At 43.0% G+C, this 25,820-nt stretch carries 17 protein-coding genes; 11 read left to right on the top strand and 6 right to left on the bottom strand.

Annotation, left to right across the window (positions count from 1 at the left end):
* Positions 1-15: 15 nt before the first annotated feature.
* A complete protein-coding gene (locus C2M33_RS03685; protein WP_138624580.1) occupies positions 16-708 on the top strand; it encodes a hypothetical protein in 693 nt (230 codons plus the stop codon).
* Positions 709-1,338: 630 nt separating this feature from the next.
* Here the strand turns inward: C2M33_RS03685 and C2M33_RS03680 are convergent.
* Together C2M33_RS03680 and dgt are read right to left on the bottom strand one after the other, a co-directional pair.
* Positions 1,339-3,591, bottom strand: coding sequence for a hypothetical protein (locus C2M33_RS03680; RefSeq protein WP_105173751.1), 2,253 nt, complete (start codon positions 3,589-3,591; stop codon positions 1,339-1,341).
* 109 nt (positions 3,592-3,700) lie between these two features.
* Positions 3,701-5,158 (bottom strand): dGTPase, encoded by a 1,458-nt coding sequence (gene dgt, locus C2M33_RS03675; protein WP_105173750.1) that lies wholly within the window; start codon positions 5,156-5,158, stop codon positions 3,701-3,703.
* A gap of 219 nt (positions 5,159-5,377) precedes the next feature.
* On the opposite strand from dgt, the gene C2M33_RS03670 reads away from it, so the two are divergent.
* The 4 genes from C2M33_RS03670 to C2M33_RS03655 are packed head-to-tail and all read left to right on the top strand — an operon-like array spanning position 5,378 to position 12,097.
* Complete coding sequence (locus tag C2M33_RS03670; RefSeq protein ID WP_105173749.1) at positions 5,378-6,790, top strand: glycerophosphodiester phosphodiesterase; 1,413 nt, start codon at positions 5,378-5,380, stop codon at positions 6,788-6,790.
* Positions 6,791-6,800: 10 nt separating this feature from the next.
* Positions 6,801-9,116, top strand: coding sequence for a PEGA domain-containing protein (locus C2M33_RS03665; protein ID WP_105173748.1), 2,316 nt, complete (start codon positions 6,801-6,803; stop codon positions 9,114-9,116).
* A gap of 17 nt (positions 9,117-9,133) precedes the next feature.
* Positions 9,134-10,891: a hypothetical protein gene (locus C2M33_RS03660; RefSeq protein ID WP_105173747.1), complete on the top strand. Its 1,758-nt coding sequence runs from the start codon at positions 9,134-9,136 to the stop codon at positions 10,889-10,891.
* 12 nt (positions 10,892-10,903) lie between these two features.
* Complete coding sequence (locus C2M33_RS03655; RefSeq protein WP_105173746.1) at positions 10,904-12,097, top strand: alkaline phosphatase family protein; 1,194 nt, start codon at positions 10,904-10,906, stop codon at positions 12,095-12,097.
* 473 nt (positions 12,098-12,570) lie between these two features.
* Here the strand turns inward: C2M33_RS03655 and C2M33_RS03650 are convergent, their stop codons facing one another.
* Positions 12,571-13,107 (bottom strand): hypothetical protein, encoded by a 537-nt coding sequence (locus C2M33_RS03650; protein ID WP_105173745.1) that lies wholly within the window; start codon positions 13,105-13,107, stop codon positions 12,571-12,573.
* Positions 13,108-13,302: 195 nt separating this feature from the next.
* Here C2M33_RS03650 and C2M33_RS03645 point away from each other — a divergent pair, with 195 nt between their 5' ends.
* Together C2M33_RS03645 and C2M33_RS03640 are read left to right on the top strand one after the other, a co-directional pair.
* Positions 13,303-14,250 carry an ATP-grasp domain-containing protein gene (locus tag C2M33_RS03645; protein ID WP_105173744.1) on the top strand — a complete coding sequence of 316 codons (948 nt, stop codon included), beginning with the start codon at positions 13,303-13,305 and terminating at the stop codon, positions 14,248-14,250.
* A gap of 142 nt (positions 14,251-14,392) precedes the next feature.
* A complete protein-coding gene (locus tag C2M33_RS03640) occupies positions 14,393-15,541 on the top strand; it encodes a benzoate/H(+) symporter BenE family transporter (protein ID WP_105173743.1) in 1,149 nt (382 codons plus the stop codon).
* Positions 15,542-15,585: 44 nt separating this feature from the next.
* Here the strand turns inward: C2M33_RS03640 and hemH are convergent, their stop codons facing one another.
* Both hemH and C2M33_RS03630 read right to left on the bottom strand, forming a co-directional pair.
* Positions 15,586-16,608 carry a ferrochelatase gene (gene hemH, locus C2M33_RS03635; RefSeq protein ID WP_063704003.1) on the bottom strand — a complete coding sequence of 341 codons (1,023 nt, stop codon included), beginning with the start codon at positions 16,606-16,608 and terminating at the stop codon, positions 15,586-15,588.
* A 78-nt stretch (positions 16,609-16,686) separates the two neighbouring features.
* Positions 16,687-17,994: an HD domain-containing phosphohydrolase gene (locus tag C2M33_RS03630; protein WP_105173742.1), complete on the bottom strand. Its 1,308-nt coding sequence runs from the start codon at positions 17,992-17,994 to the stop codon at positions 16,687-16,689.
* Positions 17,995-18,074: 80 nt separating this feature from the next.
* Here C2M33_RS03630 and C2M33_RS03625 point away from each other — a divergent pair, with 80 nt between their 5' ends.
* The 3 genes from C2M33_RS03625 to C2M33_RS03615 all read left to right on the top strand — a co-directional run bounded on the left by C2M33_RS03625 (position 18,075) and on the right by C2M33_RS03615 (position 22,643).
* Positions 18,075-19,049 carry a sensor histidine kinase gene (locus C2M33_RS03625; RefSeq protein ID WP_105173741.1) on the top strand — a complete coding sequence of 325 codons (975 nt, stop codon included), beginning with the start codon at positions 18,075-18,077 and terminating at the stop codon, positions 19,047-19,049.
* A gap of 83 nt (positions 19,050-19,132) precedes the next feature.
* The gene (locus C2M33_RS03620) at positions 19,133-19,783 is read left to right on the top strand and encodes a UPF0149 family protein (protein ID WP_105173740.1); all 651 of its coding nucleotides are present in this window, start codon (positions 19,133-19,135) and stop codon (positions 19,781-19,783) included.
* Positions 19,784-20,099: 316 nt separating this feature from the next.
* Positions 20,100-22,643: a TonB-dependent receptor plug domain-containing protein gene (locus C2M33_RS03615; protein ID WP_105173739.1), complete on the top strand. Its 2,544-nt coding sequence runs from the start codon at positions 20,100-20,102 to the stop codon at positions 22,641-22,643.
* A 690-nt stretch (positions 22,644-23,333) separates the two neighbouring features.
* On the opposite strand, the gene C2M33_RS03610 is transcribed toward C2M33_RS03615, so the two are convergent.
* Complete coding sequence (locus C2M33_RS03610; RefSeq protein WP_105173738.1) at positions 23,334-25,205, bottom strand: monovalent cation:proton antiporter-2 (CPA2) family protein; 1,872 nt, start codon at positions 25,203-25,205, stop codon at positions 23,334-23,336.
* Positions 25,206-25,439: 234 nt separating this feature from the next.
* On the opposite strand from C2M33_RS03610, the gene arfA reads away from it, so the two are divergent.
* A complete protein-coding gene (arfA, locus tag C2M33_RS03605) occupies positions 25,440-25,631 on the top strand; it encodes an alternative ribosome rescue factor ArfA (protein ID WP_054563243.1) in 192 nt (63 codons plus the stop codon).
* Positions 25,632-25,820: the final 189 nt, after the last annotated feature.

Genomic DNA, 25,820 nt, shown 5'->3' with positions numbered 1-25,820 from the left:
CAGTGACGTAAATTAATGATTAAACGGATTTTAATGACAACAGCCTTGTTGTTGCCCGCTTTTGCTTGGGCGCAGCAAAGTGCTCCTTCAGAAGCATGTCAAAGCATGCAAGCCGAACGTATAGAGCTACAAATAGCCCTGCGTAAAACCAATCTTCTCGACAAAATTGAAGCCTATAAACAGCGCATTCAAAGCTTATCGGCGCGTATATCCGAAACCTGTTTTAGTGAAGAGCAAATTGCTGAGCTTAAATCGTCGTTGTATAACCCTGACATTGCAGAGCTCGAAAACAGCTTGGCAAAGCCATTAACAGAGCAAGCCTACATCAGCAAACAAGCTGCATGGGACCGCTTTTATGTGATGCCGCCACGTTGTACAGCTCGTTCATTGCAGCTGCAAAACCTTGAATCGTGCCTTGAAAATAAGCAAGTTCAGTTTCAGCAATTTGATATGTTATGGCAGCAAAAAAGTGCGCAACTTGCCCGAACTGAAGCAAAACCAACAGATTCGTTTCATGAGTTTGTTTTACCTAGCAAAGCCGAACGAGCTAAGTTAAGCGCTGAGCAAGAGCTAAAACGCTATAGCTACAGCACCGATTCGTTTTTACCAACCAACATTATTGTGTTGTGTGTTTTAGCCGTGTCGGTGTTTTTTGGTTTGATATTTATTTTCCATTGGTTAATGCGCCCACGGTCAGTGGTGAAGTGAGTGTTTAGTTAGCGAGGGGAAAGGGGAAAGAGTAAAGTTAGCGAGAGTAAAGTTAGCGAGGGGAAAGTTAGCGAGGGGAAAGGGGAAAGAGTAAAGTTAGCGAGTTTCGAGGTACGAGATGCGAGGGGGAAGTTAGAAAGGAGCTAGGTGCTGGGTATTAGGCGCTAGGCTCTAGGCGCTAGGGCGCGATGTAAAATCGCTGCTTTAGTCGTTAGAGGTCAGATGTTAGATATCAGTCGAACTGTGGGGTTGGTTAGATCGTGCGTTCTTCTCTGCATTTGAACTGCTCATGTTTAGGGTAGGTTGGGTCGAGCGGAGCGATACCCAACATAATCCATGTAAACCTTTTCATTTAGACGCGCGAAACAAGTTTCACGCCTACGGTGAAGACATTAGGGGCTAGGCTCTAGGTTTTGGGCGCTAGGCGTTAGGACGCGATGTAAAATCGCTGCTACAGACTCGCACCTCGAAACTCGTTTCTCGTACCTTACTCAAACCATTCCCGGCTAAAGCCAATCCTACGCGGGGAAGCATAGGCGCTGGGATTTAGGTAACAAACGCGATGTAAAATCGCTGCTACAGGCTCGCACCTCGAACCTTTCCCCTCGAAACTCGTACCTCGTAACTTAATCACTCATCCGTTTTAAACTGTTTGGCGCGCTCTTCTGCGTCAATCAAGGCTTGTGATTTTGGCTGTTTGGTTTTGCTTTCTATCACAGGCTTTTCGTCAGAGTTTGGATCCCAGCTTGGATCAAGCGATAAGTTCGCAAATGGATTATGCGGCTTATCATCTTGTTGCTCAGACTCTTTATCAGCGTCGCTATCAATCTCTTCAAGCTTATCGTCGTTTCTCAGTTCGTCAGACAAATCAACAGTTTCTACCGCTGGCTGTGACGGCTCTTCTACATTAATGGAAGCTGGTTCATCTTGTAGTTCTTGTTCTAGTGCTTGTAAGGCTTTAGCTAAATCATCATCGTTAATGTCGTCGTGTTCTTCTGCTGGGTTTGGAGCAGTGACTGTTTGTTTATCTTCAGCGAAATGATCAGCAAACGATAAATCATCACTCATCAATGACGATAAGTCATATTCAGGCACTTCATCTTTATACGGTTCATCCTCAGTAATAGGCTCTTTTGTTGTGTATTCATCAAAGCCGAATGATGACGAACTCGTGAAGCTTAGCTCTTCAATTTCAGGCTTCTCAAGTTTATCTATGTCAGGTTTATCAAGCTCATCGATTTCAGGCTTTTCAAGTTCTTCGATTTCAGCTAAAACAGGCTCATCGTCAGCAATAGGCTCTTTAGTTGCGTATTCATTAAAGCCGAATGATGACGAACTCATAAAGCTTGGTTCTTCAATTTCTGGCTGCTCCAGCTCATCAATTTCCGGCTTTTCAAGTTCTTCGATTTCAGCTAACACTGGCTCATCGTCAGCGATTGGCTCTTTTGTTGCGTATTCATCAAAGCCGAATGATGATGAACTCGTAAAGCTTGGCTCTTCAATTTCTGGCTGCTCCAGCTCATCGATTTCAGCAGCCTCAAATGGCTCAGGCTCTGTCATTGGTGGCTCATCGTCAGCAACGAGCTCTTTCGTTGTGTATTCATCAAAACCAAACGATGAAGAAGCGGTATAACTCGGTTCTTCTAATTCAGGTTCGTCTAGCTCAACCTCTTCGGCTTGTGGCTCCGCGTCTTCGTTGATGCTATAGGATGAAGCAAGGCTTGCTAGTTTGAGCTCTTGCTCAAGGCCGCGTTGCTCATCTAAGAAGTCGTCATCAGCGTCAATTGCATTTTTCTCGTCGTAGCCAAGTTCTAGATCGTTAAATTGATGGGCGTTAGCAAATTCTTCATCTGCTTGTTCAGATGAACTCTCAGATTCTTGCTCTTCTTTGTCACGCTGAGCACTAAAATGCATAAGCTCAGAAAGCTCGTCATTATTATCTGTTTCGGTTGCAGTAAATGTCTCATCGGCGAGTGGGTTGCTGTCTTCATGTGGGTGCTCTTGTTCTTCGGCAAGCACTGCTGCTGTTGCTGCTTTGAGTTCATCAGCTTCTTTTTCTGCGGCAGCTTGCGCTTCTGCTGCAGCTTTAAGGGCTTTTGCTTGTAATAAACTTTGTTCAAGTTCTGAATTTGCGTCAGCTTTTTTGCTTTGGCGAATACGCACAATCACTAAGCCTGCAACAAGTAATACCAACAACACAATTAAGCTTGGCATGAGTAATGAACTTGAAGAGCCATCATTGTTTGCCGGAATAGGTTCTGGTATAGGATCTGGAATAGGTGCTGGTGTTGGCAAAGATTTCGGTGCTGGTTCTGCTTGTGGTGCTGGGTCTGCTGGTTTTTCAGCCACAGCTATTTCAGCGTCAGCACTTTGGGTTTCAACCTCAACAACTTGCTCTTGAACTGCAGGGCTTGAAGCCGGTTCAGCCTGAGGTTTTGGTGCATCTGAAATCGTAATTCTGTCAACTTTCGCAGGCATCTCAGTTTGCTCTGGCTGCTGAACTTCCGGCTCCATTTGCGGCATTGGTTGTTCGATAAGTTCAGACGTTTGCTCAGCAACAGGTGCAATAACCTCTTCTGGCTCTGCTGGAATTGCGCCAGAGTGCACAGCAGGATTAGCCGCAGTGGCAGAATTTACTGGGGCTGTTTCTTGTGTTTGTTGTTCTAGTTTTTCAAAAGCAGCGGCATTATTTACCGGCGTTGGATTTTTGCAGTTTTTCTCATAGTTTCTGGCAGCTGAGCGATAATTTTTATTGCTGGTGTTAAAGCGATACTCGTGCATTTGCTGTTTTAACAAAATACACATGGCTTCGTTGTACTGCGCTTTACTCGTAAAGCTTAAGCTTAGGAGTAATAAGAGAAAAGTTGTTTTTATAATTGGCATATGTTCCAGACCAGTAAGGTTTAATCGATGACCCAACAGTTAATTAATTCTAAGCTGAGACGGGTAATTTATCCACATTTGGTTAACAAATTAAGCGTATTCATCGCGGTTAGTCTATTACCATCAGTGCGCGGTACTCGTCGTAAGCAAATTGGTCGGTCATTCCGCTTATGTAATCTTGAATTAATCGGCAGCGATAATAGAACTCGTAGGCGGCAAAATGATCCGGTTCGGCTTTTAGGGCATCAATGGCTTTTTGATAGCTATTCAAATGTTTATTCGAAAGTTTTTTAACAAGACGAGTTTCAATTAAGTAGTTTTGATCGCCTTTTAAAACGCGTTTAAATGCATCAGCATCAAGGGCAAGCAAAGGCTTGTAGCAATCAAGTAAACCACTAATAATTCGATAACCTTGTAGCTCTAAACGCTCTACTTCTTTGTGGCAAAATACATGCTTTAACGCCACTTGTTTTAAGGTGAGCGTAACGGCGTGCAGGTGACTTCGATCTTCTAATAAAGCCTGATTAAAATCACCGTGGTAAATGGCTTCTATATTGCTGATAAAGCGCTCTGCTGCGTAGCTTACTAACGGGTGTAGCAAGGTCACGCGTAGGTAGATAAAAAATTCGCTGTTAAAATTGTAAGGCTGCTCTTGAGCCTTACTTAACGCATAATCAATAGCTTTTTCGGCAAAGTCGCTGTGTTTTGTATCGTCAATGGTTAGGTTTGTGAGTGTGCGGGTGTATTGCTCTTTTAGCTTTTCACATAGTGACTCAACACTAATTATGCCTTTTTCTACCGCATCTTCTATATCGGCCAAACAATACGAAATATCATCAGCGGCTTCCATTATGTAGCTTGCTGGGTGGCGGCAGTATTGTTCAATTTCGAGTTCAGTTTGCAGTGCTTCTACAAAGGGTTTTTCGCTGAAGTAGTAGCCCACTTTTTTCATTAAGTAGTTTTTATCTTGCGGGCTGTCTTTTTTCGCCATGCTGGCTGGGCGCGTATATTTTAAAATTCCGGCACTTTGGCTGTAGGTTAAGTTTAGTGATAATAATGAATGAATTATGCGAATACCTTGGGCATTACCTTCAAAGCTTTTTATATCTTGGGCAAGGTGTTTAAAGATCACACTAATACCAATGCCTTTACAGCGCTCAGGGGTTAGTGCGTCTAAGTGTTTTTCAAACCATTGGTTGATGGCTGCCTCGCCAAAATGACCAAATGGAGGGTTGCCGATATCGTGCATTAGGCACGCCATTTCTACTAGGCTCTCTAGCGGTCGCTCAAGCCCTGCCAAGCCATATTCTTTTTGCTTTGCATCACTGAGCTTATTAAAAATGGTTTGCACAATAAACCGGCCCACTTGTTGTACTTCAAGCGAATGGGTAAGCCTTGAGCGCACTGCAGCATTGCGTTCAAGCGGAAAAACTTGGGTTTTTTGTTGCAAACGGCGAATTGCAGCACTGTTAATAATGCGGCCCCGATCACTTTCAAGCGCAGTGTGTAAGTTATTGGTAGAGCGCATTTCGCGCGCTGGCGTAATTTTTTTACCAAAATCGATCATTTTTCATTCCCACAAAGCGGTAAAAATCGGGCTTTTGCATGTTGTTAGCAAAACATTGCTAGTTATTAAATTTAATCTAACAGCTTGTATCTTAAATTAAAATATTCATTTTTATTAAAGTTATTACTTTAAATCGAGACCTTTATTCATATATTATTCAGTTTTACGCACTTCTTCATTATCTTGAATTAGAAAGGAAAGCCTTTTGGCTGTATAGCAATGATGCAAATTTTGTCTCAAAAACCACGGCTACTAGCCAGTATTCTTCTGTGTTGTATTGGTTTAACTGCTTGTAAAAGTACCCCTGAGCCAAGCGCTGAAAACACCTTAACGATGGCCGAAAAAAATGCCATTAAGGCCAAACAGGATGCACTGCGTGCAAGAGGTTTTTATGAAAGCCAACTCGGCAATATTAATTACCTTTCGACAAGGCAATGCAGTAACTTTAATTTGCAAAGCCACCGCGGCTCAATTCGCTATGCCGAAAACTCACTTAACGCGGTGATAGATGCCATCGACAACAACTTTGATGTTGTTGAAATTGATGTGCGAATTACCCGTGACGATGTGTGGGTTGTGCATCATGATGCCCGTACTGGTCGAGAAACTGGCACCGTTGATAACCAGCGCCGCAAAATTGAGTCGATGAGCTATAAAAAAGAGTGGGGTTATTTACGTCATCGTAACCAAGATACCGGGTTACTTACCGATGATATGCCACCTTCATTCAGAGAGCTTGCTGCCACGTTTGCGCGCTATCGCAAACCCCATCAAAAATTGAATATAGAAATAAAATCAAATGCCTCAGTAAATGATTTAAAAATGCTTGATTACTTAGCATATGAATTTGTTGGCGGCGGTAACTACTTTTTTAGCAGTTTAGAAATGCGCAATCTGACCCGTATGCGTGACATTAATCCGGATATTTACTTGGCATTTATTCAATCACCGGCAAAAGCCTCGATGAATAAGTTAGCAAGCGATCTTAAGCGTGGTGCGGGTAGTGACCCCATTTACGAGCGTAACAAAGAAGAACTTGAGAGCCTACAAGCACTAGGTAATCGCCATCATCGTGAAAAACGTTACGACAGCCCGGTCAAGCTCGATAAATTAGCCAAGCAGCTCAAACGTAATTTTGGTTATGTGCTTGATATTCGTCATTACAAGCAAAGTGCAGCACGCTTAAAACCAGTTGCTAAAGCGCGCGGTATTATGATTGCCACTTATTCTATTAACGGCCACGACTACCACGAGCGCAGCTTATTAGCGCAGTCGCGTTCACTTCGCCCTGATTCTGTGATCATGGATGACACCGTTTATGGCTTTTGTTCTGTATTCGAATTACCAAAAATGCAGCCGTTTTTTAGCGATGAAGCAGACGCTAAGTTAATTGCCAGCATGCCCGCAGACCTTGATTTAGAACGCCTAGATGAGCTGTATGCTTATAAAGGGAACCAGCTTTATCCAGCGGTGGGCGGCACACTTAAGTCAACCCAAGCACAGACTTATATTCCCAAAGTAACATCGGCTCCTTCAGCACCTAATTTAGAAATAGGGACTCGCCAAGCCGATGAAGATTTTAGCCTAGAAACAGATCCTGCTGTTGAACTAGAACTGCGTAAAAAACAATAAGAACAAGACTATGACTGATTTAATAAAGCCGTTTTGGTGGCGCTGTTTGCTACTTGTTTTAGCTACTTTATATTTAATACCCGAGGCAATTTTTAATGCCCAGTTAGTCTCTTTAGTCGGTTTAGGAACGCCTTCTGCTGAAGACCTTGAACACCTCGAAATTTATGGCCGAGCTGTATCTGGAGTAGGTGTTGCACTGCTGTTAGCTGACTTTTTACCTAAAGCCATGGTTGCCAAAGTAGGCCGTGGCATTATCTCGTTTATCGCTTTATTGTGCTTAGTTTGGCCGGTGGTGTTTTTTGGTCAAAAGTATGCCATTGAAAAAACTTTAATTGAGCCTTCAACCGCAGAGCAGCGCCAGTTTGCTACCTACAGTGCAGCACTTAGAGATGCACTGGCGATTAACTCAATTAAAGTGAATGATCTTGATTACAACCCTGAGCAATTACATAGCTCAGAAAACCTGACCTTTTTGGCGCTGTTTGGTGGTTTACTGTATAGCGATGCCGCCCTTTCAGACAACCTAGAGCAAGATAAGCGAAAGATTATTGCTGCGTTTGTACAGAAAAAAGCGTATCAAGATTTTGATAAACATTATAAAAACTACAGCCAGTTATATGATGAGCTGGTGGTTAAATACAAAGCTTATGCTGATGGCAGTAAAAAGTACAACAGCACTTTGGCAAGTATCGGTGAGCGCGAGCAAGGTTATTGGCAGCAAGTTGAACAAGAGATCAATAGTGGCTGGAGCAAATACCAACAAGCGCAAAAAGCCCATATTGCAAAAGCGTCAGCGCGCGCACAAAAGTATGGCCCGAAGATTTATGATTACCACCACAGCATTGCCAAATGCCGTGAGCGTTATGACAAAAGCAGTGAAAAAGACCGTCGCAATCGTTGTTATGAACGCGAAGCAGCAGACTACCGAAGCACTATTTTAAAAGCGGGTATAGGCTACATTGAGCCTGATTATTGGCTTATTGAAGAAGATGTTTCGGTTGCTGAAAATGCTGCTGGCACGATTTTAATGGGGGTGCTCACTGGTGGTGTTTATACCGCACTACAGGCTGCTAGTTTAGCAACCGGTGGCGATGGCGGCTTTAAAGATAAGCGCTACAAATACACAGATGATCCTGATCATTACCAGCTGCGTTTTTTACAACATCCAAACTTTCATAAGATGTTTGTGAGTGAAACGGGTTACCCATTTACAATTGAAAACTTAATGGCGTTTCGTGCTCACGAAACAACGCAAAAGAAGCTTAGAGCACATTTTGCTAGCAAAGGATTAGAGCTTGATAGCAACTGGAATGTGGATCAACGCCAAGCATTTGCCAATGCTGTAGCTACAAAAGTAACCAACGAAGCAAATGCGCAATGGCAAAGCGAAATGCGCAAACGTGGCATGAATTTAGAGCCAAATTTAAGCTGGGTTGCGTTTCAGTTACACCCGCAAATTCAAGCAAAAATTGCCGATAGAATGGGCGACTTATACGTAAAAAACATACGCGCCGATTGGAACAAAAAGAACTTTAAGGACAAGGTGCTTGATCCAAACATTGCAAAACGCACCGACAAATACCTTGCCATGCTCAATAGCTCAGAAGGTAAATTTGCTGATGGTGGCGAGTATGCCGAATACGGTAAACAAGCATTGCGTTCGGTGATTATTCCGCCTATTTCGATGTCGTTGTCACTGTTTTTGATTTGCTTAACCTTTAGCAAGCTGCCGTTAAAACTATGGCAATTGATTAAACCTAAGCAAGAAAAGCAACCAACCACTGCTGTATCTGTTTTGCAAAAGCTGATTATGCCAGCGCTGATTTTGATAGTGCCAGTAATGTTTGTGCATAACACCTTTACCGAAAACGACCAAAGCCCTGTTAACTACTTTTTAGACAAGGTCGATGAGTCGAGCAATCCGGTGTTTAGTTATGCGATTCGTTGGACTTTGCATGCCCAGCCTTTACTGCATCCTCTTGGTTTAAAGTTTGAAGAGAAACTGCATATTTACGAGAACTTTAGCCCTATGAGCCATGCTTTAGCTAAGGTTGATATTTTGCGCCACGGCGATGCCAGTTTAAGTGCTGAGCAGCAACAGCGTAGACAATATCTGGTTGAGCAAAAAACTAAACTTACCATTACTACAAACCCGGCGAACGCCACTATTCGCATTATGAATATCGGCCCTAAATATCGCCCCGGCATGACATTAAAAACTGGCGCTTATGATATTCAAGTGTCGGCGCCTGGGTATAAAACGTATCGACGTTGGCACCAAGTAGATGCTGGCGAACAAACATTAACCATTGATTTAAGCAATTAATTAAGCAAGGAATGAAAATGCAACATTGCCAAACTACGGTGTATGCCACCGATCTTCACTGTTGTGATTGTGGAGAAGCTCTTGAGCAAAAAAGACAAATGCACACGGTTGAAGAACTCAGCCCTGACTTGCTGGTTGATGTAAAAAACTATGCGCCACAAGCGAGTACGATCACAGGCGTTGTGAAATCAATGTATTACTATAAGCGCCGCTATAAAACCAATAACGACAACATGCTATATGGTTATTGGTGGTTAGAAGTTGAAGACAAAGACGGCATTATTCATGAATTTAGTGTTGATGCAGAAAAAGATGTGATTGCGAACCTACAAAAGGGTAATGTGATCACCGCATTTCAAGAAACACCGTTAACGCTTAATTATCGCATTGCTGATGGCAATGCTAGGCGGGTAGTTAAAAATGACCGCTTTATGCCAGTTGTGATTGTGCATTTTGCTGACCAACAATATCGCAGCTGGGACAAAACCATTAGCCGAAACTACACTGGCGGAACCATACTGTGGCTGGTGCTAAGTGTTATTACATTCTTAATCATGTTGTTTGCTGCAAAGCTTGAGTTTTTGCCTGCGCTACTTGCGTCATTGCCTGTGGCAATAGGGGTATTTATGGCAGAGCACAACTACCATAAAAAAGCTAAAGCCAAACAAGAAGCAAAGTATGATGCGATTTTAGCAGCAACAGATGTGATGCTATCGACCACCCTAAATCAATTGGGTTATAACATGCTGGCAAGAACGCCGAGTAAGTCAGATGTTATTTGTATCTCTTGCCAGCAGCGTATTAGCCAAGATGCTGCGCATTGTTATTGCTGTGGCGCTAAGCAACACGTTGAAGCGATTGCTGAAAAAGAACAATCACTTGCAAAAGATGATGAGCAAGCCATTAGCATTCAAAAAGCGTTAGAGCCAAGCATAACAAAACCAACCAGTATTGCTCAGCTTGAGCATGCCATTATGGATGAGTATAGCCTTGCTTATGAAAACGATTATGTGCATAAAAATGTTTGGGCACGTAACGAAAAAGGCACTATTCATCACCGTGCAGTGCTTGGCAAAGTATTAGAAAAAGAGCAAAGCGCACATGCTAATGAAACCCGCCAAACCGTGACCACCACAGAAACCACAACCACCTATCGAGGTGGCATGTATGTTGGTAGCGATGTAAAAGAGCGCGTTGAGGTTTATCGTAATCGTAGCACCACTTTAAAAGGTGAAATCATGCTCGAAACCGCATCGGGTGAGCCGTTTATTTTTAAAGCGGGTGAAGATTTACTAGGCTCTGTCGATATTGGTGATTGGGTGTATTACGCCTTCAGCAGTGTCGATACAAAGCGCTATTCTGAGTATTACCGTGAGTATGCGGTTAATGTGAGTAAAGACATTAAGTACAACAACTCTTCTGTCAGAAACTTTGGTATGGTGCATGGTTTTAACCGTATGGTATTGCTTGGCCTAACGTCAGTAGGGCTAGCGTGGTACTTTGATGCTCAAGATTTTTACCCATTAGTAAATACACTTGTGCCAGATGCTGGCATTGATTTACTCAATAATTACCCGCAAGTGGTTGAGCACTTAGATGGCCTACCCGTTGCTGTGTTTATTGTGTTAAGTGTGGTTACGGGCGTTTGGGGCTTTATTTATAGCCAAATAAACGGCTCACGTTTAAAACGTAGTGTGAAAAAGCTAGAAAGCATGATCACAAAATTTTCAAAACAGTTTGATAAAGTTTCTGAGCAAATTAACAAATTGAACTAAAAAGGGTTTCGCATGCGTATTTGGCAATTAGTTTTAGCGGGTTTATTAGCATTCAGCTCTCTTGTAAAAGCGGAGCAAGAGCAATCGGTCGTGCTTATTTCGATAGATGGCTTTCGTTGGGATTACATTGAAAAACACCATGCAAAACACTTAAAAGCAATCAGTGAACAGGGCGTGAGAGCAAGTAAAATGCGCCCTGTTTATCCGACCAAAACCTTCCCGAATCATTTGTCGATTATTACCGGGTTATTGCCAGTTAATCATGGCATTGTCGAGAACCGCTTTTGCGATACTGAGCGCAACGACTGTTACAAAATGGGTAAAGGGAAAGACGATAGCACTTGGGTGAATGGCATTCCGCTTTGGAACCTTGCACAAATGCAAGGCTTAAAAGCCGCCACTTATTTTTGGCCTGAATCAGATGCGCGCTTTAATGGCATGCTGCCTGATTACTTTTATCATTATTCAAAACACAGCGACTACCAAAAGCGTGTTGATCAAATTATTCAGTGGTTGAGCTTACCAAAAGCGCAGCGCCCGCGTTTAGTGGTTAGCTACTTTTCGCTGGTTGATAGCATGGGGCACGAGTTTGGCCCTGATGCCAAAGAGACGTATGACGCAGTGCAAAAGCTCGATAGTTTAATGGCTGAATTATCGAGCCGTTTAAAAGCGCTTGATGAAAACATTAACTTAGTGATTGTGTCTGATCACGGTATGGCGTCTGTTGATCCAAGCCTTAGCATTAAAATTGATAGCTTGCCGCAAGATGAAAACTTCATGGTGCAAAACACCGGTCCTCGGGTTTTATATTATGCAAAACCAGATAGCAAAGCAGACATCAGCGGATTCAGTAAAAAACTCGCTAAAGCTGCAGATGGTCGTTATATCGTGTTAAGTGAGCAGCAAAAGCGTGATTATCACTACGATAAAGGTCCGCGCGTTGGCGATATTATTTTACAAACCGACGCGCCTCGGGTGTTTACCGACAGTAAAATGGCCGGTTATTTAGGCACTCATGGTTACGCTTATAGCGAAGATATGGCCGCAACCTTTATCGCCACCGGCCCCGCCTTTAAACAAGGCATACGTTTAGACGAAGTAAGTAATTTAGATGTGTACCCGCTGATCGCCAAAATTCTAGGCCTTGAGATTTTAAGCCCAATCGACAGCGACGGCGCAAGTTTATGGCCGGCGATTGAGGAGTAGGTGTGAGTTAGTGAGGGGAAGGGGAAAGTTAGAAAGGGGAAAGGCGCTAGGCACTAGGTTCTAGGTGCTAGGACGCGATGTAAAATCGCTGCTATAGACTCGAACTCGTTCCTCGTCACTTACTCAAACCATTCCCGGCTAAAGCCAGTCCTACAGGGGAAACAATGGGTGCTAGGATTCAGGCGCTAGGACTACGAGTTTGATTTCAATTGTAGGAGGTACTTTAGTGCCGAATCAAATATAAATCAGAGCGGTCAGCCTTCAGCTTTCAGACGCGTGAAACAAGTTTCACGCCTACGGGGAAACATTAGGTGCTAGGATTCAGACTCTAGGACGCGATGTAAAATCGCTGCTACAGACTCGAAACTCGTTCCTCGTATCTCGTATCTCGTTCCTCGTATCTCGAAACTCGCTAACTTTCCCCTTTCCCCTTGAAACTAGCAACTCGTAGCTAGCAACTCGTACCTCGTTACCTACAACTTCGTTACCCACCCGTACTCACCATGGCTTTGAAACTTGTAGCTTTGCTTACCGGCGTCAAATTGGCCTTGTAGGGTGTTTTCTGTGAGGGTCATCACGGCTTGATGGCCTGTTTTAGTTTGATCATTGACCTTGCCAAATACACTTCTATCGCCATTACTGGCTTCGATAATGTTACTAATTTCGACGGTGTAACTGAGATATTCATCAATTACTAAAATAAAGTGATCGCCGGGTTGTAGGGTTTTTAGGGTGTCTAAATCAAATTCGCTGAATGCGGTGTTTGCTAATTGGTCAGGCAATCGACCTTGTTTATATAGATAATCGTGGGCGCGGTTAGATAACTGATTAAGCGGCGCAGTTAAGTTCACAATGGGCTGTGGGGCTATTTGGTCGGCTTCTGCTTTGTAAGAGGCAACAAACTGCTGTGTGCTGGGTTTTGTTTTAAAACCATCACTTTGAATGTGCCATTCATTCAGTGCAAATGCTGTAAGTGGCAGAATGAAGATTAATGCAAGCGTCCTGTTCACATGTTTCTCTTACGGGGTTTTATGTTAATTCATTGTTAGTTTTTACCTCAAGTTAACAACTCGGTCAATAGTTAATCACTAAGTAGTGGTTTTTATCATCGTCACGATAAAATTAATTTGTTTTACTCAGCTATGAATGCTGAGCATAATCCGCGTTTTTTTGTCACCGAAACTCCAAGACTAGAGGTACCGACTATGCGCGGGTGGATCATTTATAAAGATAGCCAAGGCTTGTTAAAGCAAGAAACCTATGAAGTTGAGCGCTTACTTGCTGCAGCCAAAGAAGAAGGCATAGATTTACAAGTTTATTCGCCTGATCAATTTGATCTGACTATTACCCGTGAAGACGGTAAAAGTATTTTAATTGATGGCCAATCTGTTGAGCTACCAGACTTTGTTATTCCTCGCATGGGTGCAAGTACAACCTATTTTGCGCTGGCGATTATTCGCCACCTTGAGCGTTTAGGCGTTTACTGTGTCAATAGCTCGCAATCAATCGAAACAGTAAAAGACAAACTGTTTGCACAGCAAATTCTTGCTGAATGTAATTTACCAACGCCGAATACCATGTTGGTTAAGTTTCCGGTGAATATTGATTTGGTTGAAAAGCAAATTGGCTTTCCTGTGGTTATTAAAACGTTATCGGGCTCGCAGGGCAGTGGCGTATTCTTATCAAAATCAAAAGAAGAGTTTGATGACTTAATGCAGCTGATTGAGGCTGCAAACCCACAAGCAAACATCATTTTACAGCAGTTTGTTAAGTCGAGTCATGGTCGTGATTTGCGAGTACTTACTATCGGTGGCCGTGCTGTCGCGTGTATGGAACGTAACTCGCAGGGTAAAAACTTTAAAGCCAACGTCAGTGCAGGTGGCACAGGTAAGTCATTTCCTATCACGCCAGAAATCGAATGGCTTGCAACCCAAACTGCAAACGTACTTAACCTTGATGTGGCTGGCATTGATTTATTGTTTGATGAGCAGCACTTTAAAATTTGTGAAGCAAACTCAAGCCCAGGCTTTGAAGGCTTAGAAGGTGCGTTGGGTATTGATGTCGCTAAAGAAATTTTACACTTCATTCGCATTCGTTTAGGCATTTTTGATAAGCCAGAAGTGGTCGAGGAGCCTTGTTTAGAGGCCGTTTAAACTTTACAAAGGCGTGTTTATAACACGCCTTTTTTGTGCCATCTGTATAGTAAATAAATCTTAAAATACTACAAAAGTGTACAGTGCCATCTGGCAAATCATAGGATATGGTAGATTTTTAATTGCCAAGGAGTGTGTTTACATGAGTCAGCTCATCAGTCGAGCAACTGCGGGGTTAGTGGCCGTTATTATTGGCTTTACCAGTTCAATAGCGCTTATTTATCAGGTTGTTATGGTGTTAGGTGGCACACCTGATTTAGTTGCCAGCTGGGTGTTAATGCTTGGTCTTGCGATGGGCGTTAGCTCAATTGCGTTGTCTTATTATTACAAAGTGCCCATTCTTATCGCGTGGTCAACAACTGGAGCGGCACTCCTTATTTCAAGTGCCCAAGGGTATAGCTTAAACCAAGCTGTTGGCGCGTTTATGTTCTCGGCGGCGCTGGTGTTTTTGTCTGGTATTACCGGCGTGTTCGAAAAAATGATGAACAAGATCCCAAGCCAATTGGCTTGTGCCATGCTTGCAGGCGTGCTGGTGAATTTTGGCATTGATGTGTTCAACTTTATGAATGAGCTGCCTTTAGTCATTGGTTTAATGGTGGCTGTTTATTTATGTGGAAAGCGCTATTTTCCTCGCTTTGCTATGCTTGCAGTGGTTGTTGCGGGCTTTTTAATGGCTGGTGTGACTGGGCAGATTGATACCTCTAGCTGGCAGTGGAAAATGAGCGAGTTTGCTTACATTGCGCCTGAGTTTGACTTAAACGCCATGATAAGTGTTGGTTTGCCGCTGTTTATTGTGACCATGACGTCGCAAAACTTACCGGGTATTGCTGTTTTAAAAGCGCATCACTACAAAGCTCCGGTGTCTGCAGCGCTAAATGTAACCGGGCTACTAAATGTGTTTATTGCGCCTTTTGGTGGCTATGCCATTAACCTAGCGGCTATCACCGCTGCCATTTGTATGAGCCCTGAGGCTGATAAAGATCCAAACAAACGTTATTGGGCAAGCATTGCTGGTGGCGTGTTTTACATTATTATGGCACTCCTCGCGGCAACGCTAGTTGGCTTGGTTGCAAGTTTGCCACAGGCATTGATTTTGGCGTTGGCAGGCATTGCACTCTTCGCCACCATTGCGAGCAGCTTACAACAAGCATTAACTGAGGCGTATTATACCGAAGCTGCGATCGTGACCTTTTTGGTCACAGCCTCTAACCTAACCTTATTCTCGGTCGGTTCTGCGTTTTGGGGGATTGTTGCTGGCACGGTGACTTTGGTTATGACACGTAAGGATTAATGACACGCTTCAATATTAAAAAAGGCCCTAACTAGGGCCTTTCGTTATTTAAGTAATGGTTTTATCACTTCAAACATCGCATTGATATGGTCATCGCGGGTATTCAATGCAGGAATGTAACGGTACTTTTCACCGCCAGCATGTTCAAAGTTTTCGCGGTTTTCGCCTTCGAGTTCTTCTAACGTTTCTAAACAGTCGGCACTAAATGCAGGGCTTAGAATTGCAACGTCTTTAATTCCTTCAGCAGGGTAGCTTTCAAGGGTCGCATCTGTGTATGGCTTCAACCACTCAGCTTTACCAAAACGGCTTTGGAAGGTTGTTACAGCAAAGTCTTTCTCAAAGCCAAGTTTCTCTGCCACTAAACGGGTGGTTTGCATACAAAAACAATAGTATGGATCGCCGTTATCTAAAAACAATTTGGGTGTACCATGGTACGAAAACACCAACTTTTGCGGCATGCCATGGGCATTTAGATCTTCGCTAATGCTAGCAGCTAGGGCATCAATGTATGTCGGGTTGTCGTGATAGCCATTAATAAAGTGCAGCTCTGGCACCCAGCGCCACTTACGAAGAACATTCGATACCGCATCGAACGTTGAACCAATCGTGGTGCTTGAATATTGCGGGTACATTGGCAGCACAATCACGCGAGTGATGCCTTTTTCGCGCAGCTCTTCAAGGCCTGCTTCAATCGAAGGATTACCGTAGCGCATGGCCATAACCACTTCAGTGTCATGGTGTCCTTTGTCTTTTAAAAGGGCTGCCAATTTTTTGCTTTGCTCTCGGGTAATATGCGTAAGTGGAGAGCCGTTTTCAGTCCAGATGCTTTTATAAAGTGCTGCTGAGCGTTTTGGGCGTAACGTAAGTACAAAGCAATAAAGGATGATCATCCAAATAAAACGTGGGATCTCGACAATTCGAGGGTCTGATAAAAACTCGCGTAAATAAGTTCTAAGTGCCGCGGTAGTAGGGGCGTCTGGGCTCCCTAAGTTAGTCAGTAAAATGCCCGTTTTTTTGTTGAATCGGCCGTCATGCGGCTTATCGGTAATGGCGGAAAATCGCGACACTGAGTGCTCCTATATGAAGTAATCGTAATATAAATCACATTGTAACGAAGTAAGCTGATTATGTGATCACTTTATTCGCTAATTTTTGATCATGATCCTGAAAGGATTCGGTTTTCTTGCTTCAAGCTGCTGCAGTTTTGCAATTGATTTTGCGCCAAATACATGTCCTTTAGGTAATAACAAAATACCGTCGTAGCTTCTTAGTGCATGTCCAAGTACCATGCCGTTTTTAAGATCTTGAGCCGAGATAATTTTCATGGTGCCGACTTTTTGATCGCTAGCACAGCTTATTTTAATGCTATCTAATACTTCTAAAATTTTTGGGTGATAGTGAGTGCCGCTGTATAGCCGTAGCTGATCAAGTGCGCTTTCGTAACGGCTGTTATCTTGCACTGTGATGTGCGCAATTGCCTGCCAGAAATCGCGGGCTACCGCTAAAATCATCGCCGTAATTGGTATTTCTTTGCCCTTTAAGCCCTTCGGCGTGCCTGAGCCATTGTAGTGTTCAAATTGGTAATAAATAGCCTCAGAGACATCATGTAAATGGGTCGCTGGCATGAGCATCAGCTGAGCGGTACTTGGGTGGGTGTAAAAAATCTTTTTTTGATTTTCTGTGAGTTCCCTGGTTGGTTTTTTATACAGCTCAGGCTCCATGGCGAGCAAGCCAATTTGTGCAAGGTAACCTGCCATTTCAGCCATATCGATATGTTGTTTGTCTAAGCCAAGTTGTTCTGCAATCTGCTTGCTGGTAGCGGCGATGTTTTGCGCTTGCATACCATCCAGGTAAGGGTTGGCATTAATAAAGTTATATAAAATTTCGAACGTGGCACGGTGTTCGTGTTTTTCACGCTCGTTGACTTCTTCGAGTTGTTTGAGCACTTTTCGAATTTGTAGAGTGCGCTTTTCTACCATTTGCTCAAGGTTGTTGTTTAGCTCTTTTAACTGGCTGTTTTGCGCTTTTATTTTTTTCTCTAACTGCTTGTTTTGGCGCTTTAATGAGGTTTTTTCTATGCCATCACTAATGTTGCGCAGCAGCAACTCGTTCTGCCAAGGCTTTTGAATATAAGCATGAATTTTACCTTTATTGACCGCAGCAATGGTGTTGTCGATATCTGAGTAACCGGTTAGCAAAATTCGGTGTGGTTCTGGGTCAATATTAAGTGCTTGCGCAAAGAAGTCGGCGCCATCCATGTTTGGCATTCGCATGTCGCAAATGATCACATCGAAGCTATAAGTGGCCAAAACTTTTAGCCCTTCGAGTGGATCTGAGCAGGCTTTTGCCGTGATGTTGCTTGCTGCTAATAAACGTAACAATGTGCGCAGCACGATTTCGTCATCATCGATGCATAAAACCTGAATATGTTGTTTGCTAACTTGTTCTACCATACCGTTTTAGAGTGAATCATAGTTAATCAATAACATAGCCTTAAATCAAGCCTTGTGCTAGGTTTTAAAAGAGACAAACAATGTTTGAGACGAAAATGGATGACTTTAAGCAAGCCTATTTGTTAGAAAAAGCGGCCAGAGAAGAAGCTGAACAATTGCTCGCTGATAAAAGCCGTATTCTAGTGGCATTAAACAGTGAGCTTGAACAAAAAATTGCTGACTTAGAGCATCATCAAGCTATGTTCATTCAAGCCGAAAAAATGGCCACGTTAGGCACACTTTGCGCTGGGGTTGCCCATGAAATAAATAACCCGCTTGCTTATAGCATCAGTAATGTGGATTGTTTAAAAACCTACTGTAATTACTTTAGCGAATTACTTGCTGTATGTGATGAATTTGCCTGTAGTGATACTGATAAGGCTGCGTTTTGTAGGCAGTTAACAGAGCTTAATAAAGTGCACTCGTTTCGCTTTGTGGCTGATGATTTACCTGAATTAATAAGCGACACGTCGCAAGGGCTGCAAAGGATAAGCAAAATTGTGGCTAATTTACTGGATTTTTCGCGGCCTAAAAGTCACGACAAGCAATTTGCCGATATGACCGAGGCAGTAAAAAGCGCCGTTAAACTACTTGCCAATCAACTTCGTAATTGCCATTTACATACCCAATACAGCCCGATATCACAAAGTTGGTGTAACTTACCCGCCATAAGCCAAGTAATCGTTAATATCTTAATTAATGCCAAACAAGCTTGTGATAATTTAAGCGCAAAAGCTGAAATATCTGTTGCTGTGTATGAGCTTGAACAGCATATTTATATCGATGTTGAAGACAATGGCGCCGGTATGTCAGAAGAAACCATTGCAAAAATATACGATCCCTTTTACACCACTAAACCCGTGGGAGAAGGCACCGGTATGGGCATGACCATGGTGTATGCCATAGTGCATGAGCACCAAGGTCGGATTGATATTCAAAGTACAGAAGGAATGGGCACACGAATTAGCTGCGTGTTCCCGGTACAAAGTCAGGTCAGAAAAACTGTAACTAGCTGACAGCATTTCAGTTGTTGCAAAAATTTGTGAATTCGCTAGTGTAGGAAATACACCCTTACCAAAACAACATGTAAAGGCTCAATATGCTTAACCAACAAAGTTCGGATGTATTTAAAAATTACCTCGCTAGTCAAAGCGAAACTAATCAAGTTAGTTTAGATCAAGTGATTGGCTATATGTCTGGTTTGTTAGCCTGCTCAGAGTTTTTTGGTGAGTCAGAGTTAGCAAATTATATAGCCGATAATGATGAAGCGGTATTCAACACCTTAATGACTGAATCAGAGCCGCGCGATGCAATGATTGAACTGCTCGATAACGTAACCGAAGCACAAGTTGAACAAAAGAAAATCTTAGCCGAATTATACCCAAATGAAGTTAACAGCAATGAGCCAAGTCAAGCATTGCAAGACTTTTGTAGCGGTTACATTGCGGCGTATATCGTGAACCAAGATATTTGGCACAGCGATTTACAATTTTTACTCAAGGCTGATGATCAGCAAGAAAACGAAAGCGAAGATGGTCAGTTGTTTATTGATAATTTTGAAGCAACACTCGATTTACTAACCACGTTTGCAATGTGGGATCAGGCGCTGGCAAATCATCCTGAACCAGAAAAACTAGGCGAAGGGTTTGTCACCTTCTTTAAAGCGCTAGACGAGAGCTTATCTGAGATTGCCACTATGGCGTTAATGCTTGAAGATGAAAAGCTGGCGATGCTTGAGCAAGATCAGTAAACATTTTCCTCCTCAGTAGAGACAAGCTGATAGTTGCATTATTTTGCTTGTTTCTACTGAAAAACGAATAATTCCAACCGTAAAAATTCCATTAATACTACAAATGGAAAAATTTATACCTAAGTCGTACCTGATTTTTCTTTCATTTTGTGTATTTGTTGATAGGATGTTTTGCAAGAGTTAACTCGCAGGCTTGAGTTAACTTTCAAAAATCGTGATTTCTAAAATCAACAACACGTGCTTAGTGCTTTTCTTAATTTCTCCAAAAGGGGCGTCTTTTTGTTTTAAGGAAAGCCTGAATATCAACAGGATACACATGACAACACATTCTTTAAGTATGCTGGCCGTTGCGGTTAGTGTGGCTGTTTCTGCGACTTCAGTGCAGGCAGCAGAGCAAGCATCTGCTGCGAAAGCAGATAAAAACATCGAACAAATCTCAGTATTAGGCTCACGAGTTGCCAATCGTACGGCTACCGAATCAACATCGCCGGTTGATTTGATTGATGCTGACGACTTAAACAAAGGTGGTTTCACTGAACTGGGCCAAAGTCTGCAAGCGACGGCTCCTTCATTTAACTTTTCTCGTACGCAAGTGTCAGATGGCTCTGACTTATTTAGACCTGCGACTCTTCGTGGTTTACAGCCAGACCAAACATTAGTGCTTATCAATGGTAAACGCCGTCATAACCAATCTATTTTTGGCTTAAATGGTACTGTTGGTGCTGGTGCTGCAGGTACCGATATGAACGCGATTCCGCTTACCGCTTTAAAAGGCGTTGAAGTACTTCGTGATGGTGCTGCTGCGCAATATGGTTCTGATGCGATAGCCGGTGTTATCAACTTATCGTTAAACGATTCAACGGGTGTTACAACGGGCTATGTGCAAGCAGGTAGCACAGGTGAAGGCGATGGTGACACTATTTCAATGGGTTTAAACCGTGGCTTTGATTTAGGTGATGAAGGCGGCTTCATTAACTTTTCTTTAGAATATCGTGATGCTGATGGCACCAACCGCGCAGAGCGTGATACTGGTGGCTCAGTTGATGTACCAGCCGGTACGCTGTCTGACGAAGTTCGTTGGGGACAGGGTAATGCTGATAGCGAATTTACCTCTGTGTTCTATAACATGGCGTTACCATTTGGTGAGACCGAACTTTACTCATTTGGCGGATACTCAAACCGTACTGCGCTTGGTAATGGTTTTTACCGTAACTTTGACCAAGCAGCGAAGAACGTGGTGCAAGTGTATGGCGATGGCTTTTTACCTCGTATCGATAACGAAGCCGAAGATATTTCGTTTTCACTTGGTTTTCGCGGAGAGTTAACTCCAGATTGGAGCTATGACGTATCTGCCGTATATGGTGAAAATAGCTATGACTTTACGTCAAAAAACACCCTAAATGCATCGTATGCTGCTGAATATGTAGCGAACAACCCAGATGCAAGCGATGCTGATATTGCTGCCAATGCAGGCCCTACAGGCGGATACTCAGGTGGCTTTAGATTTGATCAAACAACCGTTAATGCAGACCTTAATGGTATTGTTGATATTGGTCGCAGTGAGCCATTATACGTATCTGTGGGGGCTGAATACCGTAAAGAAAATTATGAAATCGTGCCGGGCGAAGAAGCCTCTTATGCGTGTGGTTTAGCTAATTCAGATAGCTCATACCCTGCAGTAAACGACAGCAGCGTATTTGCTGAGTGTGGTTTCCAAGCTTATAACGGTTTACGCCCTGAAGCGTCAAACAAAGAGAGTCGCCACAGTTATGCATTTTATGTAAATGCCGAAACGCTGATCACGGACGCATGGCAAGTAAGCACAGCGCTTCGTTATGAAGACTTCTCTGATGCCGGTGATGACATCATTGGTAAGCTCGCAACGCGCTATGAAATTACCGATGACTTTGCCGTGCGTGGTGCGATTTCTTCTGGCTTTAGAGCACCATCTTTGCAACAAAGTGCCTATACAGCTTACACCACCAACTTAGGTGCTGGTGGCGTGTTATTGCAATCATTCACAGCAACAGCGGGCTCTGATTTTCCGTCAGCACTTGGCGTTGATAGCCTTGGCCTTGAAAGCTCAGAAAACTTAAGTGCAGGTTTTGTTTACAACGTAACCAGCGATTTATCGCTAACCGTTGATTTTTATCATGTTGCTATCAAAGACAGAATTACCCTTGGCAGCTTAATGTCGGCGGACGATGTGGCATTTAGTGCTGAGGCCGTGGCTGCGCTTAATGCAACAGGGGCACAGCAAGCTAACTACTTCTCAAACTCAGTTGATTCAACCACCAAAGGGGTTGATATTATTGCTTCGTACCGCACTGATTTGTACGACGGTAATTTCTCAGCAACCTTTGCGGGTAACATTAACGAAACTGAAATTGATGATGTGAATGCGCCAGAAGGTGTTCCTGAGTCAATCGCCCTTGATGATTTACAGCGTAGTTTCTTAACAGACGGTCAACCAGGTGAGCGTGCAACACTAACGTTTGAATACGATCGTGGCGATTTCAACAGCATGCTACGCTTTAACTACTATGGTGAAACAGACGTTAAGTACTTTGGTAATGACCACATTGGCTTGCCTGATGAGTTATCACCTACCGGTGAGTTTAAAGACACAAGCACGGTAGAGTCTGCGGTATTAGTGGATGTTAACGTGGGCTATCAGCTAACCGATGAACTCATGCTATCGGCGGGTATTGATAATATCTTTGATGTAACGCCAGACGAGCTAGGCGAAGATGAAGCGCTTGATTTTATTACGAATAAAGCATTCAAATACCCTGTTCGTGCGCTACCTTATGGTTTTGATGGTATGACCTACTACGCAAAACTAAGTTTTAGTTTTTAATTCCTAAGTTGATATGAAACTTAAATAGCGCCTAACGGCGCTATTTTTTTGCTTAATTGTAGTATCCGACATTTGTCGCTCTAATTAATGACAGCTGTCTTTAATTAGAGAGTTGAAAGGGGAAAGTTTGCAAGAGTAAAGGGGAAAGTTAGCGAGAGTAAAGGGGAAAGTTAGCGAGTTTCGAGGTGCGAGATACGAGACATGAGATGCGAGTCTGTAGCAGCGATTTTATATCGCGTTTCACTCGAACCTTGCTACGTAGGCGTTATCCTTGCATGCGCGCGAAACAAGTTTCACGCCTACGTCTAAATCGTTTCACATTTGTGTAGTGTTTGAGAGTTCATGGCTAAAGCCATTCCTACGAACGCATCAAATTTGTAGCAGCGATTTTATATCGCGTTTCTCTCGAACCTAGCTACGTAGGCGTTATGTTTGCATGCGCGCGAAACAAGTTTCACGCCTACGTCTAATCGTTTTACATTTGTGTAGTATTTGAGAGTTCATGGCTAAAGCCATTCCTACAAACGACATCAAATTTGTAGCAGCGATTTTATATCGCGTTATTCTAGAACCTAGAACCTAGAACCTAGAACCTAGAACCTAGAGCCTAGAACCTAGCACCTAGAACCTAGCACCTAGCACCTAGCACCTAGCACCTAGCACCTAGCACCTAGCACCTAGAACCTAGCACTAGTTACTTTTAACTCGCTCGCATATCTCGCGCATTTGTTGTTTTATTACGGGTTCTTTTTCATCGAATAATTTGGTGATACGTTCGATATAGGCATGGTTTTCTTCGAATGGCACGCCGATTTCGTAGACATCGGCAGCTTCTCGTAGCATTTCTTTATCAAACTCACTGAAAATATCGACCATCTCTTGGGCTTTTTCTCGCTCAATACCAAGTGCTTCAAAGGCTGAACGGCCCATACGCATGGTGCTGTCGTAAGTTTCGCGAATAATATCTCGACATCCGTAAGCCCATAAATCGTATACATGATGGCGGTCTACAGCGCGGGCAACCACATGTAAATGCGGGTAATTTTGCATCGCATAACGAACTAATTTAGTGATTTGTTCGGCATCATCAAGCGCAACAACCAGCAATTTTGCATCTTCAATGCCTGCAGCACTGAGTAGATCTGGTCGAGTGGCATCACCAAAAAAGTTACGAATACCAACACGCTCAAGGGCTTCTAGTTGCTTGTAGTTGTAATCAATCACGGTGGTTTTATAGCCGCCAGCTTGTAAAATACGGTCAACAAGTCCACCCATTCTGCCTGAGCCTGCGATGATCACATGGCTATCATCAGGGAACTCTTCTTCATCTCGTTTGGCTTGCTCACAAATAAAACGTGGTGCTATCACACGTTGATAGAGAATAAATAGCCCCGGCGAAAGCAGCATTGATAAGGTCACAACCAGTAATAGTTGGTCGGCAACGGCAGCGGCTAAAACATTATTAGACACACTGTAAGCAAGTAGTACAAAACCAAACTCACCAGCTTGTGCCAGCCCCAGTGCTAGCAACCAGAGTGAGGCGCCTCTAAGGCCAAAAATACGACCTAAAATTAATAACACAACTGTTTTAGTTACAATCAGTGCGCCGGTTAATAGCACGATGGTAGCAAGGTTATCTGCGAGTAATTGAAAATTGATACTTGCGCCAACGGTGATAAAGAATAATCCAAGTAATAGTCCTTTGAAGGGATCGATATTACTTTCGAGCTCATGTTTGTATGGTGAATTTGCAAGCACAACACCCGCTAAAAAGGTGCCAAGCGCGGGTGATAAGCCAACTAATGACATCATTAGAGCGATGCCAATCACGAAGAATAAAGCAGTTGCGGTGAAGAGCTCACGAAGCCGTGCTTGTGCGACAAATCTAAAAATGGGGGCGGTTAAGTAGTTACCGCCAAAAACGACGAGCGCAATCATACCTAAAGTAACCAGCGCTGCTTGCCAGCTCTCAAGGTTTGCTACCAAACTCAAACCACCATGACCGTCTTCGCTTGCATGGGCTGTATCTGCAATGGCGGGTGCTAATTCAGGTAAAGCAAGCAAGGGAATAAACGCAAGCATAGGAATAACGGCTATGTCTTGAGTGAGTAGTACGCTAAATGAGGCTTGGCCGCCATCTGATTTTAATAGCCCGCGCTCTGAAAGCGTTTGCAGTACAATCGCAGTCGATGAAAGCGATAAAATTAAGCCTATTGTGAGTGCGGATTGCCAAGCATGACCAAATGCTAAACCAATCCCAGTAAACGCGGCAGCTGATAAAATCACCTGTCCGCCACCAAGGCCAATAAGCTGTTTTCGCATTGACCAAAGCGCTTTGGGTTCAAGTTCTAAGCCAACAATAAACAGCATCATTACCACACCAAACTCAGCAAAATGCTGGATGGCAATCACATCAACATTTAAAAATGTCAGTGTCGGCCCAATAACAATACCTGCGAGTAAGTAGCCAAGCACAGAGCCAAGTCCAAATTTGCTGGCAATAGGCACGGCGATAATGCCTGCAATGAGGAATATATAGGCGATTAAGAGAAAGTCAGTCATCGTAATCCTGTTTGTTTTTAATTAACTATGGTTGTTTTCGCTAGTTTTGCCAGCAGTTAGGTAGTGAATGCAATCAAAATACGAATTTAGTCAGTAAAATGACAACAAGGCATGGTGTTTAGTCAAAACGAGTAAGACAAAATAAGGGGTAAAAAATCATCGTTTTTTCCTTAAAAATACTTGCGTAGCGCTAGGCTAGGTATATACTCGCAACACATTTAATAGGAGCAAAAAATGAGCAAAAAGAAACAACGTACACAAGGCCAAGTTGATACTGGTCGCGGTGTAATTAACGATAATGTGTACGCCGCAATGGTGACATCTAAGCTGTTCACAGCAAAAGTAGAGAAGCCTAAAAAAGGTAAAGGTGCATATCAACGTAAGGCAAAACATGCAGGACGAGAGTCCTATTTAATCGCTGCTTAATTAAGTTGTGATCAAATAGGATTTTTGTGAAAAGCAAACACTGAGTGTTTGCTTTTTTTATGACTAAAATTCGTGTTAAGAATAATTTTCACTCAATTTTTATAGAAATTTTTACCTGAAAACTAATTTATTCGTTATATACCCATAATCGATACGACAATTATTATCGTCTACCCTCATACAATTGCT

Origin of the sequence: Pseudoalteromonas sp. T1lg122 (assembly GCF_002964825.1) — a bacterium.
GTDB classification, from domain to species: domain Bacteria; phylum Pseudomonadota; class Gammaproteobacteria; order Enterobacterales; family Alteromonadaceae; genus Pseudoalteromonas; species Pseudoalteromonas gelatinilytica.
Note: the sequence above shows the minus strand (reverse complement) of the source record. Positions and strands in the feature narration are given on the sequence as shown.

Bases quoted from the DNA above. Each gene is read 5' to 3' on its own strand.
- C2M33_RS03620 (WP_105173740.1), top strand. From the start codon at position 19,133: ATGCTTAACCAACAAAGTTCGGATGTATTTAAAAATTACCTCGCTAGT.
- C2M33_RS03615 (WP_105173739.1), top strand. From the start codon at position 20,100: ATGACAACACATTCTTTAAGTATGCTGGCCGTTGCGGTTAGTGTGGCT.
- C2M33_RS03685 (WP_138624580.1), top strand. From the start codon at position 16: ATGATTAAACGGATTTTAATGACAACAGCCTTGTTGTTGCCCGCTTTT.
- C2M33_RS03670 (WP_105173749.1), top strand. From the start codon at position 5,378: ATGATGCAAATTTTGTCTCAAAAACCACGGCTACTAGCCAGTATTCTT.
- C2M33_RS03625 (WP_105173741.1), top strand. From the start codon at position 18,075: ATGTTTGAGACGAAAATGGATGACTTTAAGCAAGCCTATTTGTTAGAA.
- C2M33_RS03645 (WP_105173744.1), top strand. From the start codon at position 13,303: ATGCGCGGGTGGATCATTTATAAAGATAGCCAAGGCTTGTTAAAGCAA.
- arfA (WP_054563243.1), top strand. From the start codon at position 25,440: ATGAGCAAAAAGAAACAACGTACACAAGGCCAAGTTGATACTGGTCGC.
- C2M33_RS03680 (WP_105173751.1), bottom strand. From the start codon at position 3,591: ATGCCAATTATAAAAACAACTTTTCTCTTATTACTCCTAAGCTTAAGC.
- C2M33_RS03630 (WP_105173742.1), bottom strand. From the start codon at position 17,994: ATGGTAGAACAAGTTAGCAAACAACATATTCAGGTTTTATGCATCGAT.
- C2M33_RS03610 (WP_105173738.1), bottom strand. From the start codon at position 25,205: ATGACTGACTTTCTCTTAATCGCCTATATATTCCTCATTGCAGGCATT.
- C2M33_RS03640 (WP_105173743.1), top strand. From the start codon at position 14,393: ATGAGTCAGCTCATCAGTCGAGCAACTGCGGGGTTAGTGGCCGTTATT.
- C2M33_RS03655 (WP_105173746.1), top strand. From the start codon at position 10,904: ATGCGTATTTGGCAATTAGTTTTAGCGGGTTTATTAGCATTCAGCTCT.
- dgt (WP_105173750.1), bottom strand. From the start codon at position 5,158: ATGATCGATTTTGGTAAAAAAATTACGCCAGCGCGCGAAATGCGCTCT.
- C2M33_RS03665 (WP_105173748.1), top strand. From the start codon at position 6,801: ATGACTGATTTAATAAAGCCGTTTTGGTGGCGCTGTTTGCTACTTGTT.
- C2M33_RS03660 (WP_105173747.1), top strand. From the start codon at position 9,134: ATGCAACATTGCCAAACTACGGTGTATGCCACCGATCTTCACTGTTGT.